11 protein-coding genes are annotated in these 14953 nt (G+C 34.4%); 2 read left to right on the top strand and 9 right to left on the bottom strand.

Annotated features, from left to right (window positions below):
- Positions 1 to 40: 40 nt before the first annotated feature.
- From ACZ451_RS14075 to ACZ451_RS14040, 8 genes are all read right to left on the bottom strand, one after another.
- Positions 41 to 1612: a RagB/SusD family nutrient uptake outer membrane protein gene (locus tag ACZ451_RS14075; RefSeq protein ID WP_464213466.1), complete on the bottom strand. Its 1572-nt coding sequence runs from the start codon at positions 1610 to 1612 to the stop codon at positions 41 to 43.
- 8 nt (positions 1613 to 1620) lie between these two features.
- Entirely contained in the window at positions 1621 to 4905 is a 3285-nt protein-coding gene (locus ACZ451_RS14070; protein ID WP_464213464.1) for a SusC/RagA family TonB-linked outer membrane protein, read from the bottom strand.
- A gap of 135 nt (positions 4906 to 5040) precedes the next feature.
- Complete coding sequence (locus ACZ451_RS14065) at positions 5041 to 7836, bottom strand: Kelch repeat-containing protein (protein WP_464213462.1); 2796 nt, start codon at positions 7834 to 7836, stop codon at positions 5041 to 5043.
- 78 nt (positions 7837 to 7914) lie between these two features.
- On the bottom strand, positions 7915 to 8340 hold the full coding sequence (locus tag ACZ451_RS14060) for a GlcG/HbpS family heme-binding protein (RefSeq protein ID WP_464213460.1): 426 nt from the start codon (positions 8338 to 8340) through the stop codon (positions 7915 to 7917).
- A gap of 10 nt (positions 8341 to 8350) precedes the next feature.
- The gene (locus ACZ451_RS14055; RefSeq protein WP_464213458.1) at positions 8351 to 9310 is read right to left on the bottom strand and encodes a sugar phosphate isomerase/epimerase family protein; all 960 of its coding nucleotides are present in this window, start codon (positions 9308 to 9310) and stop codon (positions 8351 to 8353) included.
- A gap of 28 nt (positions 9311 to 9338) precedes the next feature.
- On the bottom strand, positions 9339 to 9902 hold the full coding sequence (locus ACZ451_RS14050) for a D-lyxose/D-mannose family sugar isomerase (protein ID WP_464213456.1): 564 nt from the start codon (positions 9900 to 9902) through the stop codon (positions 9339 to 9341).
- 15 nt (positions 9903 to 9917) lie between these two features.
- Positions 9918 to 11213: an MFS transporter gene (locus ACZ451_RS14045; protein WP_464213454.1), complete on the bottom strand. Its 1296-nt coding sequence runs from the start codon at positions 11211 to 11213 to the stop codon at positions 9918 to 9920.
- Complete coding sequence (locus tag ACZ451_RS14040; RefSeq protein ID WP_464213452.1) at positions 11206 to 11841, bottom strand: GntR family transcriptional regulator; 636 nt, start codon at positions 11839 to 11841, stop codon at positions 11206 to 11208. Before ACZ451_RS14040 ends, ACZ451_RS14045 begins: the two co-directional genes overlap by 8 nt.
- Before the next feature lie 394 nt (positions 11842 to 12235).
- Between ACZ451_RS14040 and ACZ451_RS14035 the strand changes: the two genes are divergently transcribed.
- Together ACZ451_RS14035 and ACZ451_RS14030 are read left to right on the top strand one after the other, a co-directional pair.
- Complete coding sequence (locus tag ACZ451_RS14035; protein WP_464213450.1) at positions 12236 to 12844, top strand: pseudouridine synthase; 609 nt, start codon at positions 12236 to 12238, stop codon at positions 12842 to 12844.
- Positions 12831 to 13706: a glycerophosphodiester phosphodiesterase gene (locus ACZ451_RS14030; RefSeq protein ID WP_464213448.1), complete on the top strand. Its 876-nt coding sequence runs from the start codon at positions 12831 to 12833 to the stop codon at positions 13704 to 13706. Before ACZ451_RS14035 ends, ACZ451_RS14030 begins: the two co-directional genes overlap by 14 nt.
- A 188-nt stretch (positions 13707 to 13894) precedes the next feature.
- On the opposite strand, the gene arsB is transcribed toward ACZ451_RS14030, so the two are convergent.
- Positions 13895 to 14950 carry an ACR3 family arsenite efflux transporter gene (arsB, locus tag ACZ451_RS14025; protein WP_464213446.1) on the bottom strand — a complete coding sequence of 352 codons (1056 nt, stop codon included), beginning with the start codon at positions 14948 to 14950 and terminating at the stop codon, positions 13895 to 13897.
- Between the last annotated feature and the right edge of the window lie 3 nt (positions 14951 to 14953).

Here is a 14953-nt window from a genome sequence, read left to right as displayed (position 1 = left end):
TTATTCAAAGCCCCCTTCTTAACTAACTCAAACAAATTTATTAATTCCCTGGGTTGGGTGTAAGATTAGGGTTTGTTCCTAAAACGGCATTTGGCAAAGGAAATAAATCGAGCCCCTCAGGCAGATTAATACCATAGTTTGCCATAAGAAATTCGCGTGCCATTCCTGATCTTCGTATTACAGGCCATAAAGAGAATTCACCCGCCAATTCATGTCTATATTCTTGTAATATATTTTCCATTGTTGCAGTCATAGGCGGAGCGCTTCCTGCGAAAGCACGTGCTCTTACTCTATCCAAAGCTGCTTGCGCTTTTGCAGTTTGTCCATCTTTTAAGGCAGCTTCAGCCAAACTTAAAAGAACTTCTCCATAACGTATCCATATATGACCTTGACCACCAAAAAGGATTGTGCGTCCCCAACCTTCTATACTAGGATCTCTCCAACCTTTAACACCCCAGTATCCTGTTCTTTGATCATTTTCGGCTTCACCTGCAGGTGCACCTGTCCATGGATCTGCAACGGTTCCAACTGTATTTATGTCAACACCATCATACATATTAATATTAATTAATGGATCTGGATGTTCCTCTCCAGGGCCTATAACGGTAGCAACGCGTCTTGTATCTCCTGCCTCAAAAGATTCCCATAGTTCTTGCGTTGGAATTCCTGCAAACCCACCACTTCCTGTAATGTCTGTTGGCATTGAAAATAGCTGCAGAATATTAACTTCGTCATTTCTACCCCAGCTTAAGTCACCGTTGGCAGCCCATTGTAATTCAAACAAGGATTCTACGCCATTAGGATTTGCCAAAGCATGAATATCTAAATAATTAGGTTCCAAAGAAGTTACTCCTCCACCTTCAATAGCTTCAAATGCAGTTACTGCCTCTGCATATTGTCCAAGCCACATATGAGAATTTCCCAATACTGCATACGCAGTACCTTTAGTTACACGACCTCTTTCAGGATCTTGAGACCATGGCAATAAAGGAATAGCCTCTTCCATATCAGCAACGATTTGTTCATGAACCATTGCTTCAGGGTCTCTACCCTTAAAAGGATCATCGGAAGAACTTAATACTAGGGGTACATCACCATAAGTAGCAGTTAGATATTGATAGGATATAGCACGTAGTACCAAAACTTCACCAACCAAACGGTTACCTAAATCTGCTGTTAAAGCAGCTCCAGATTCAAGAGCACCTCTAAGGCCTTCCAAGGCGATATTCGCCCTTCCAATCTGTCTGTAATTATTAGGCCAAATCTTTGTTGCTTCATCACCATCTGGATTTACTTCAAAATTGAAGAAATCGTTTTCTGATCGTCTGGTTGAAACCTGAAAATCAATGGTTGGGTAATTTGCCATGGCAAAAATACCTTTTACATTATATTCATTAGGTAATCCAGGATCCCCTTGAGAATCGTTTTGAAAACCATCATACACCCCCGTTACGGCTGCAGTAGCAGTAACGTCTGAATTAAACACAATATCACTACTAATAGAGCTTTGATCTTGATCAACAACAAACTCTTCAGAGCAACCTGATAACACAAGCGAAAAAATGGTAAATACCGCCATTTTCCTTACAGATAAAAAATTTACTTTTTTCATAACAATTATTAAAAATTAAAATTCAAACCAAATGTATAAGTCTTAGACAATGGAAAAGCACCATTATCGATACCACGAGTAGTTACACTACTGTTCCCATTAATATCTGCATTCTGACCTATTTCAGGATCGGAACCAGAATAATTTGTAATGGTAAAAAGATTCTGAGCACTACCATAAATTCTTAGTGAACCAATACCTAATTTTTCAGAAATTGCAGAAGGTAAAGTATACCCTATATTTAAATTACGTAATCTTAGGAATGACCCATCCTCTACAAAGTGGCTTGATGCCCTATTGTTTTGGATATCTCCGTCATCTATCAATGCTCTTGCAAACACATTACTAGTACCTTCACCAGTCCATCGATTTTGGAAATATTCTGTACTTACATTAGAGAAAGAAGCATTATTTCCAAAACCAGAAGCACTCTGTAACTCTCTTTGTACCAAATTTAATATTTCATTTCCATATTGTCCATAAAAATTAAAACCAATATCAAAATTTTTATAATTAAAATTTAAATTTAAACTCCCATAGAAATCTGGAACTGGACTACCTATAGCCATTCTATCATCTGCAGTAATCTCTCCATCACCGTTCAAATCTCTAAATCTTCGATCTCCTGGAGCAGTCTCTTCGTCTTGGTAAGCCCCGTTTGGCGAAGCAGTATTTAAAGCATCTATTTCCGATTGATTTTGGAAAATGCCATCGGCTACAAATCCGTAGAAAGACCCAACTTCACCACCAAGTTCAGATCTAGTTACATCAAACCAAAACGAGTCTGCATCAAAAGAGTCTAAAAATTGGTTAAAGAAAGTTACTTCGTCAATTTCTCCAATTAAATCTGTAATTTCATTATCAACAGTAGTTAAATTAGCATTGATATCCCAGCCAAAATCATTTTTCTCCCCACGATAGCCTACAGAGAATTCAAAGCCCTTATTTACAGCTGTACCTCCGTTTTGAGCCTGTGTTAAAAAACCTGTTTGTGGTGGAACATTTGTTTGAAATAAGAAATCACTTGATTCTCTATTATAGTAATCTATCGTAAAATAAAGTTTACTATCAAACAATTCTCCTTCTAAACCTACGTTGGTTTGTACTTGAGATTCCCAGATGAGTCCTGGATTTGGTAGTCCTGTAGGCGCTAATCCTAAATTAGTGTTAGAGCCATCAAATGCAAAACTAGCGTCATTAAGTGGAGAACCGCTGTTGAATAATGAAGCGAATTGAAATGCAGGAATACCACTAAAGTTACCCGTTTCTCCCCAACTTCCACGCAATTTCAACACATTGAACTTAGAATCTTCCATGAAAGATTCCTCGTCAATATTCCATCCAACCGCAAAGGAAGGAAAAATACCAAAAATATTTTCAGGACCAAAAACATTACCTACCCCATCTCTTCGAATGTTTGCTGTAGCATAATATTTACTATCAAAATTATAGTTAATTCTTCCAAAGGTACTTGCAAGTGTTCGTCTATTAGCCCCACCAAAGGAGTTTTGGATATCATCAGCTGCTGCATTACTTCTTAAATCGTTACTTAAGAAGCCTATTCCTGTAAGACCCGCAAAACGTGTAAATTCGCGCTGGGCAGAAACCCCCGCCAAGACATCAATAGTATGCTTTTCATTAAAAGTTTTGTTGTACTTCAATAGGTATTCAGCAAGCCATTCATTTTGGGTAAATTGATTGGTGCTGAATGTAGCATTATCTCTTACATCAATATTTCCGTTACTCCGGTAGTATTGTGGCTGAAAGAATGAATCTGCTTGATTAGCTACACGTCCACCAATTTTTACTTGTGTAGAAAGCCCACCATAAATGTCCCATTGAACATCAGCATTTGCCAAAATGGTATTTCTAATATTGTCTTGGTCATTTTCTGTAGCTATTGCTACCCAGTTTCTACCATCTCTAAAAGCCTCATTACCAACATCTGGGAAGGCACCAAAGTTACCGTTTGCATCTACCGGAAAATTAGTAGGATTTGTTCCTCCTCTAAGATTAGCCTCTCCTGCAGGAGCCAAATGAGGTATAGTAGCATAAAGATTTAATAATGCATTACGACCAGATCCCAATGTTTGGAAACTTTGAGAAGTAACATATTTAATACTGGCATTGACTTTAAGCTTATCAGTTACATTATAAGTACCATTAAAGCCAATATCATAACGTACAAAATCTGATCCTAATAATGTTCCTTCTTCATCATAAAGTCCCAAAGATAAGGAGCCTCTAATTTTTTCACTCCCTCCACGTACACTAGCAGTTACACTTCTACTTAGGGCAGAGTTAAAAATTTCGTCTTGCCAGTTAATATTTCTCAAAGCTGAGGGGTTTTCCCATCCTGAATAAGGAATTGCATTCCCTCTAATATTATCATCAGTACTATTGGCCAATTCAAGTGCAAAAGAGGCGAAATCGTTAACTCCTAATACATCTACTTCATTAGGAGCTGTCCTAAATCCTACAAAGGAGTTAAGTTCTACCTGTACCTTTCCAGATTGCCCTTGTTTGGTTTGTATAATAACAACACCATTACTTGCCCGTACCCCATATAAGGCAGTAGCAGAAGCATCTTTTAAAATAGAAATGGATTGGATCGTCGTTGGATTGATAAAAGAAATATCTTGGGTTGGAAAACCATCTACAACATACAATGGCGTAGTACTACCAAAAGAACCTACACCACGAATATTTACGGTAACTGGAGATCCAGGAGCTCCTGAATTAGAGGTAATCTGCACCCCAGCAGTTTTACCTTGCAAGGCTTGATCTACTGTTGTTGCTGGAAAAGTATTTAGTTCATCACCGCCAATAACAGCAACAGCTCCAGTTAAATCTTTTTTAGTTGAAGTTCCATAAGCAACCACAACAACTTCATCTAATTTTGAGGCATCTTCTAATAGTTGTATGGTTATTGAGCTTCTCCCATTTACAGCTACTTCTAGCGTTGTAAAACCAATATAACTTACTATTAAAGTTGCATCACTTGGAGCGGTAATCGAATAATTACCATCAAAATCTGTTTGTGTACCATTAGTTGTTCCTTTCACTATTACGTTGGCTCCAGGCAATGGTGTTCCATTTTCATCTGTAACCGTTCCAGTAATTGTGGATTGTTCCGAAGTTTTATTTTCTGAAATTATATCATCAATATTTGATGAGGCGGTTACGTTACTTGTAGAAAATAATACTGTAAAAATAAAAACAAATACTCCTATTTTTTTGTTTAATTGTTTTGAATTAAGCCATAAAAGCTTAAAACCTTTTTTGTTTTTCATATTTTTTGAAATTTAGTAACTAAGTTAGTTTTTTTATTAATTTGAGTTAGGATGTCTTTTAATACATCTCTATTTTATGTCTTATAGTTTATCTCATTGGCAAAGTTTATAGTTTTTAATTAATTATTAATTCAATTAGTTAGATTTTAATTTTATTAGACAAACCCAATCTTCAAGATTTGAATTTATTTTCCGTATTGGAGGTTTTCCCAATCTTCTGATTCCTCCTCCGTTTATTGTGTTAATACTCCCTGATTGTAATTCTCCCCCATTCAATGGATCGAACCATTTTAGTGTAAAATCTCCTTCTATATTTGTTAAATTTATTGTATTTAAATTATTTATTTCAGGTAAGTATATAGCATATACTTTTCCTTCTTCACGTAAGCAATATACATTTTTTACATTAATTAATTGATGTTCTGGTTCCATTTTCCAATATGGTAAGTTTTCTCTGAAAAATCTTAAGGCATAATCTGTTAAAGTCCATAGTCTATCTCTTTGTCTCCAATCTTCGGAAGTAAGATCATTATGTGGATGTTTTGCACCAAAATACCACTCAACACCAGCACCACCAGATAGTAATGTACCCCATAATACATACTGCCTAATTGTATTATGGTTTGGATCTTCATTATCTGGTAATACAGCCGTATGCCACATTCCTATTTCATCCATAGTAATAAGCCATTCGTTTCCTGCTTCTTTAGACTTTTTCTTCCATTTTTTAATTACTGCTGCGGTTTCTGTTCGTTGTTCTTGTTGAAGCGATAAACCATCAACATATTTATAGCCTATAATTGAATCTAAAATATCGCTTCTTAAAGGATCATGAGAATGGGTATGCAAAAGCACTGGATGATTATAAGGGTCATTCTCTTTAAGGAATTTTGCCATTGCTTTTCTTTGCTTATCATTTTGCCCAATAGGCGACCACTCTGCCGCACCATTTTCTTCCCCTAAATTCCAATTCAATGCTAAATGATGTCCAAAACGAGCGATTAATTCATTAAAATACAATTTCCTGTAGGTTCCAGTATCGCCATTATCAAGCATTGTTTCATTTTCGGTTTCTTGAATTACCATATGCAATAAAACCCCTTTTGCTTGCATGTGCTGAAATACAATTTCCCATTGCTCTAACTTACTTACATCAAAACGGGTAAAGTCTTCTGGAGTTGAGTATGGCCACACATCTTTACCATCTCCTAAAATATTCATCATTAGGAAATAAGAAGAATTCATTCCTTTGCTTGCTAAATAATTGTATGCACCTATTATAGCCTTACCTTTACCTTTTTTCCAAGTAGGATCTCCTTCTTGCCAATCTTTTAAATGTGGAGCAAAAGAGTGTATTTCGCCATTCACGCTAGCCTCTCCTTCTCTATTTTGAGATTTCATACGGTATGTATTATCAAAATCTACATAGGCTAACATGTTCTCTGGGCTGTTTGCTCCTCCTTTGAGCCAATACCTATCAGAACTTTCAAATTTATAATACCCGTTAGAAGCTACCAGACGACCATTTGCTCTAAAATCTACTCCATCTTTATCGGACTCTTCCACCAAAAAACGACCTTCTCTATTGGTAATAGCCATAGTTTTGGCTGTTGCTATATCTCCTTTAATAGCAATACTATCTTTATGATATAAAACAGCAGAATAATTCCAATCACCTTTAAGATTTGGTGAGAACTTAACCTTCCATATGTTTCCTTTATCAGCACTTGTTTCTGAAGCATTACCATCTGCAGCATAAAAACCACGGATCGCATATGCTGCATCTTTATGTTTAAAAATAACATCCAAACGGTAATTTAAAAATGGATTATCTTTTGCTTTTTCAGATGTTTCTGGCCCTTCAAAAGCTAGTGTTACTGTATGCCATTGTTTGTATACAGGGCTAAGATCTACAACTTTATTCCCTTCTTTAATACTTTCTTTAGGCAATTGCAAACGTTCTATTGTAGTAAGTTCAGGGCCACCTCCCCTATTAGCACTTCCAGAAGCGGTATACACATAATCATCTACTATCACAAATCCTGTTCCATGGCGTCCTTCTAGCAATGAAGGCCAATTGTGCCATGTTTTTGTTTTATCATTATAAGATTCAACTTCGTTATGGGCAGGTTCTTGGTTGATACTTTCTCCTCCTCCAATAATAATTTCATTATTCCATGTAAAAGCAAAATTACCTGCTCTTTGCGTAGGGATTCTTAAATTTTCAGTTACTGGTTCCCACTCATTACTTTTAAAATTATAAATATTACCATGACTACTGGTTAGTGCCATATCTTGTTCTGTTCTTTTAGAAGTTCTACGACCTGCAAAGGCATATAATTTATCATTGTTTATAACAGCCTGGAAGTGATCTCTTGCATCTGGTGCATCTGGTAAAACTGTCCATTTTCCTGTTTTAGGATCATATGCATCAAACCAAGCTTTGTATCCATCTATATGACCATTTGTAATACCTCCTACTATATAAATTTTACCATCATAATATACTGCTCCAGCACCACCTCTACGTCTATTTTCTGGTATTTCGTGGCTATATTCGTACCGGTCTTCTTCTGGATAATAAATGATAATTTTTTCAAGCGGTTTTTCATTTGGCCATTTACCAGTCATTGCTCCCATTAAATAAATAGCATTATCCACTACTACTGGTTGAAAATGATGTAACTCAATAGGGGTTGGTGATTTTGCTGTCCAGGTATTGGTTTTGGTATTAAATTCATCCGTAGGGTTTATTCTTCTTCCTCCTATCAGATAAATTTTATCTTTATAGGCTACCAAACCTGCTTCATGTCTTGCAGTTGGTTCTCCTTTAGCAGAAACAGTTTCCCAATGCCAGTTACTTTCGTTTAGGTTGTTACAACCCAACAAAACAGCAAAACATATCATGCTAATACAAAAGTATTTTTTCATAATTAACTGGTCTCTGTACCTTAATTGGTCAATTTTGGTTTTCTTTTTATCTTTTAAAAAATTACTCTTGGCATTACCCTACCAACTTTTATTTTTTAAAGCTTCTAAAACAACTACTTCATCCATTTCTGCATCCATGGTACCTGCCACTGCTATTGCACCTAGTAATTCTTCATTATGCCATATTGGGTAACCTCCTTTTAAAGGTACATATGATTCTAAAGTGGCGCAGTTTAAAACTAGCATTGGAGTTCTTCCTTCAAGCACTACGTTTTCAATATCAATTGTAGGTCTTTTAAATGCCGCAGCTGTAGCTGCTTTTCCGATAGCAATTTTAGAAGCACTACTCATGGTATTATCCAAACTTTCTAATAAAATAAGACTCCCTCCTGTATTTACAATAGCAATAGCTCCAGGTACATTATGATGATGAGCAGATTTAACCGCTTCTTTCATAAGCAGTTTAGCTTCATCATAGGTCATTCTAAGTGTTTGTTCTGGCATAAATAAGTTATTATAATCTATATATCTCTTTTCTAACCATTTGCATTAAATCCATATGCTTCTCCTCATGCATTAATCGTCTATATTTATCTCTATCTAAGTTTTCTACAATATTCCATATAGCTTTATTCATTTCTGCATGTTCTCTAAAAAAACCAAGCATATCAAAAATTCTTGGAGAAGCATCGGCAGTAAAGTATTTGTTATAACCAAATTCTTTAGCGTAAAACATAAATTCTACGGTATGCAAAAAGTTTCTTGATCCTCCAATTAAATCCCAATCAAATTGCCAATCATTATCATTAGTATGCAAATAGTAATCTACATTAGATTGTTCGCACATTGCTAGTACTTCTGCTGGATTCTCTTTTGCTAATAAAGAGTGTCCAAAATCTATAGTAATTCCAGTAGCAGCATTTTGTACTTCCTTTAAGAACACTATAGTTTTAGCACAACTATCTAAAAAGCAATTTACTCTTGTTTCATTAATTTTATACTCTACAAACAAAGGCATTTCTGGTTTATAATCTGCTGCTTCGGCAAAGGCATCTATCATGTATTTCCATCCTTTTTGATAATCAACTTGAAATAAATTATCATAACCATCAGATAATGGACAACAGGTTACCAAAGGTGCTCCAACAGCAAGTGCATAATCTTTAGCATCTTTAATCATTTGCACTGCATCATTTCTCAAATTTTCCTTTGGTCTAGATAATGCACCTGGCACCCATTTTGTTTCTTTTTTAATATTAGCGTTAACGGCAGCAAACTCAAGTCCCATATCACTCATTAACTTCTTTGTAGCAGCTGCTTCTTCAGTTTCATATGGAAAAACAATTTCAACACCTGTTACACCATCAATTTTCTGAACAATTTCTAATCGTTCTTTTAATCCTGTGGGTTCTTGATATTCTGAAAATCTATCTTGTGTTTTACTTAAAAATGCTGTAATTATACTCTGCTTCATTTGTCTGATTTATTTCTTTTCTTATTATTTATTTTAACACACTAGAAGGTGCTTCTTCAATTATAGTTTCTCTAACAATATCTGGGTCGGTAAACTGATCATTTAAATCTGTAACTGTTGTTGAAAAAGAATACATCACTGCACCTTTAGCTCCTGCCTGAAACCAATGTTTTGTTCCTGCTGGCAGTTCTAACTGATCACCAGGTTTCATAACCACCTCATTTCGCATGGTGTAACAGTTTTCTTTTCCATTTACAATAAAACCATGCTTCATATTATCTTCTCCAGGAATATAGAAATACAACTCTCCACTAATAGCTCTTATTACCTCTTCTTTCCCTGCATCATCTCCAACAGTAGGGTGCCAGTGCTCTGGCTCCGTTTGGTTGGGTAATAAGACTAATATCTTACCAGCAATACGTCCTGTTTGAAACATGGTTAATATTTGAACTCCTTCTTTTTTGATATGACTTAATCCAAAATCTGCAGCAGTCATTTTTGTCTTATCTTCATCTGTAAGATAGATGCCAGCTTTTTCAATCATTTCAATTGATTGTTGACAAACTTCCTTAAACTCAGTATACTTTATCATGATCTATAATATTCTTTAACTTGTTAATTGTAATGGTTTTTCTGGTTTAATACTTAACCAAACTGGAATTGCAATTAAATTTAATAGTGCAGCCAGAAAGAAAAAGGGAGTATGTGGATCACCAGAATATACTTTGCTTGCATAATCTACCATATAAGGAAAGGCTAAAGCTGTTAAAAAAGAGCCTAAATTACCTGCCATATTCATCGTACCACTAACCGCACCTGAATATTCTTTCCCTACATCTAAACATGTTGACCAAGATGGACTCAAAGTCATATCAGCCCCAAAAACAGCCAGAGAAATAAAAATAACTGCCCCTACAACTTCATCCATATAAATACTCCCCACGATACCAATTGTAGCCAATAAAAACCCAATAATTGCGGGTACTTTTCTTGAAAGACTCCATTTTCCTTTCTTATATATAGTATCTACTATGTATCCAGAAACCCAATTCCCTAACGCTCCAAAAATAAATGGTGCTGATGAATAAAAACCCGCTTCTACTACATCCAAATTGTAGGTAGTTTTTAAATAAGGAAATAGCCATGTTAAGCAAAAGAAAAAGGTGAAATTACTACAGAAATACTGTATCATAAGCAACCACATTCCTTTAGAACTAAACATCTTTGTAAAAGAAATTGATTCTTTGTTCTCAGTAGGAGTAGCTTCTGGAATTCCAGTGTTTATAACTTTTAATTCTTCTACTGATACTGATTTATGATTTTTAGGATTGTCTCTATACCACCAGTACCAAACTAAGGCCCATAAAATGCCAAGACCGCCAAGAATTACAAAACTCATTCTCCAACCCACAAGATCTATGAGCCAAGCAACTATGGGTAAAGCTATTGCCGCCCCAATTCTACCACCAGAAAAATTAATACCATGTACTAAGCCTCTTTCCTTCATGGGCATCCATTTAAAGATAGCGCGAGCCATACCAGGAAAAGCACCTGCCTCTCCTACTCCAAATAAAAACCGTACAACTAATAGCGCAAAGAAATTGTAAACTGCTCCAGTTAAAGCAGTAAAAATTGACCAGATGCTAACTACTACCGTTAATACTTTTCTAGCACCATGCTTATCTGCTAGATAACCCGATGGGGTTTGAAAAAGAGCATAACCTAGTGCAAAAATAGAAAGCACCCATCCCATTTGTTTATCCGATAAAGCTAAATCACTTGCAACAGGATCTTTAGCAACAGATATTAGAATTCTATCAAAGAGTACAATCATTGATAAAATAAATGTACCGAAAACCATGCGGTACCGAATAGGAAAAAAGCTATTGCTATTGCTAGGCATTAATTTTTTTTAAGATTAATTGTCTTGTTTTATCTAAATGTAATTTAGCAAGTGATTCCGCTAAATCTTGATCTCTTTTTTCAATAGCTGAAATAATATCAACATGTTCGTTAATGGTTTCTTCTGCAGGTCGTAAAAGTCCTAATAAATCAATACACACTAATAGATTCCCTTTGTTAAAGAGTCTGTGTAAAAAAGAATTCCCACTTCCTTTTATAAGCATATCATGAAATATAGCATCGGCTTCTTGATAGGCTACATCATTTATTTCACCATCCATAAAGGGCTCAAAAAGTTTTTTAAGCTCATCTATTTCATTTTGCGATGCCTTCTCTGTAAACAACCTTACTGCTGCTCCTTCTAATGCCATCCTACATTCATATATTTCAACTATCTCATCATTCTTAAATTCCCTTACCACTACGCCTCTTCTAGGAATAGATTTTATTAAGCCTTCACCCTCTAACATCTGTAAAGCCGAACGTAAAGGCGTTCTGCTAATCCCTAAATCTTCTGCCAATTTATCCTGTACTATTTTTTGACCAGGAGGCAATTTTTTAGAGATTATCATTGACTTTACTCTTGCGTATGCTTGATTACTTAATTCATTATTTAAAATTTCTGTCATAGCATTAAATCTTAATAAATTGTATTTTGTATACGGTATACGGTATTTCGTATACGAAAATATATAAAGTATTTCAGTTACACAAGCATAAATTCACATTTTATTAACAATCTGCTGTTAATTATGATAAGATGATATGTTTTATGCTTATATTTTGACAAATAGATAATATCACAAAAACTAACAAAGTAAATAGTTAGCAGGTTTTTAATTCTAATACAATTGGTTTTCAAGCAATATATACTTTAATAATGCCCAACAAGATCAATTTCTAATACAATATTTTAATTGCATACTATGTGGCTTTTAAATATTATTGTACATAATATGAAGAAAACAGTAATTAAAACTCTTCCATATTAAAAGCTTTTTATGGAAAAATCATACCTATATAATGTGTATCGATAACCATCTGCACTTTAAAATATATAAACCCTATGGAATGTTAAGTCAATTTAGCTCTAATGATGCTAAAGAGATGAAAAAAAAGCATTTTTTAAGCGAAATTTATGCTTTCCCCAAGGGAATAATGCCTATTGGAAGGTTAGATGAAAAATCTGAAGGTTTATTACTACTTACTACTAATGGAAAATTAAGTGATACTGTAAATCGTTCTGGAATAGAAAAAGAATATTATGTGCAATTAGACGGGCAGATTACGCCTAAAGCGCTGGCATTAATAGAAAAAGGAGTTGAAATAGGTTTTCGTGGTCAAAAATATATGACTAAACCGTGTAAAGCAAAACTATTACATACCATACCTATTCTTCCTGAGCCTGATCAAAGAATTCGTATTAACAGGCATAGACCAAATTCATGGATTACAATTACTATTACCGAAGGTAAGTTTCGTCAAGTTCGTAAAATGACAGCTGCAGTAGGTTTTCCAACACTAAGACTAGTTCGCGTTAGAATTGGTGACATATTATTAGATCAAATGCTTCCTAACGATACTATTCCTATTTTTACAAATCAATTCTCAACTATTTATGGTAATATCTAAAAAAATAGCCCGCCGACTTGCATCATCTTTATTTTTTATTGTAGCATGCCTTGTATTTCCTTTTTTAAGATTTACGTTGTCTTCTCCTGATACTACAACAGAAAATAAAAAAATAAAAATTATTGGACATCGTGGTGCTGCAGGTTATGCACCAGAAAATACCTTAGCTTCTTTTCAAAAGGCTATTGACTTAAATGTAGATCTTATTGAATTTGATATTCACCTTACCGCTGATCATGAAATTGTTGTTATTCATGACTCTAATGTAGAAAGAACTACAAATTCTGAAGGAGAAATAGAAGATTTAACATTAGCAGAAATACAAAAATTAGATGCTGGTAGCTGGTTTAAAAGTCAATTTAAAAATGAAAAAATACTCACACTAGAAGAACTGATCAATTTTGTTGACCATAGAGTAAAACTACTTATTGAAATAAAATGGCCAAAAAAGGGAATTTATGAAGGTTTAGTCCCTAAACTTATAGACATTATAGCAAAAACAAATTCTGCCTCCAATGTTATCATACAGTCTTTTGAGCGTGCATATTTAAAAGAAATTGCTCTTATAAATCCAAACTTAGAGTGTCATCAATTAATATTTGCTACTTCAGATATCTTTCCCTTATATTATGATAGGGAATTGCAATTTGGCTATTTTAAACCCTTAAAAAAGGTGAGTTCTGTAAATAGATATTATTATTATTTAAGTAAAAATAACATCAATGAAGGTACGATAAGTAGTGGTGCATATACACTAAACGAACCCGATGATATGAAAAAAGCAATTTCGTGGGGTTTAGAATATCTTATTACTGACTATCCAGATGTAGCTTTTAAAGTTTTAAATGAAAATAAGCAATAATAAGCTTTTGGATCTTTATAAACTGTTTCAAGTCTTAGGCAAGTTCTAGTACTACATTTAAAATATTTTGAACGTTAAATTTAGTGGATCAATGACCCACTTAACAAAAAGGTTCTCGATACATTTTTTCTCCATTGTATTACGAAAATACACTCGAACTTACGACTTAACATATTAATTCTAATACGTTAATTGACAATCTCTTTTATTTCATTTTTATAATACTTTTTCCGCAACCAAAATGCAACTCTAACTAATAGAATTAATGCTGGCACTTCTACTAACGGGCCAACAACTCCAGTAAAAGCTTGACCAGAATTTAAACCAAAAACTGCGATTGCTACCGCAATAGCTAATTCAAAATTATTACCAGCAGCAGTAAAAGCTATAGCAGCATTTTTATCATATGTGGCTCCAGTAGCTTTACACATAAAAAACCCTATTAAAAACATACATACAAAATAGATCAATAAAGGCACAGCAATGAGTAAAACATCCATAGGTATTTGTACAATAAGCTCACCCTTTAAAGAAAACATAAGCACAATAGTACATAATAATGCAATGAGGGTTAAAGGAGATATGATTGGAATAAATCGTTTGGTATACCACTCTTCTCCTTTAAGTTTTACGCCTATAAACCTACTTAGGATGCCTAATAAAAATGGAATACCAAGATATATAGCAACACTTTCCGCAATAGTAACAACAGAAATATCTACAATAGCCCCATCAAAACCAAAATAAGGAGGTAAAACGGTGATAAATAACCAAGCATAGAAGCTATAGGCAAATACTTGAAATATACTGTTTAGAGCTACTAAACCAGCACCATATTCTGAACTCCCCTCTGCTAAATCGTTCCAGACTAAAACCATTGCTATACAACGCGCTAAACCTATTAAGATTAAGCCCACCATGTATTCTGGATAATCTTGTAAAAAAATTATCGCTAATAAAAACATTAAAACTGGACCAATAATCCAATTTAATACTAATGATATGGATAAGATTTTTATATTTTTAAACACTTTGGGTAATAACCTGTAGTTTACTTTAGCCAAAGGCGGGTACATCATCACTATTAACCCAATAGCTATAGGTATATTTGTTGTACCATTACTAAAAGAATCTATTACTTTAGGAAAAGATGGTACAAAGTAACCAACGCTCACACCAATTGCCATTGCTATAAAAATCCACAGTGTTAAGTAATTGTCTAAAAAACTTAATTTCTTTTTCATTGC

This window comes from Allocellulophaga tsushimaensis (assembly GCF_055383085.1).
The sequence above is the reverse complement of the archived record's forward strand: the minus strand, read 5'-3'. Positions and strand labels throughout refer to the sequence as shown.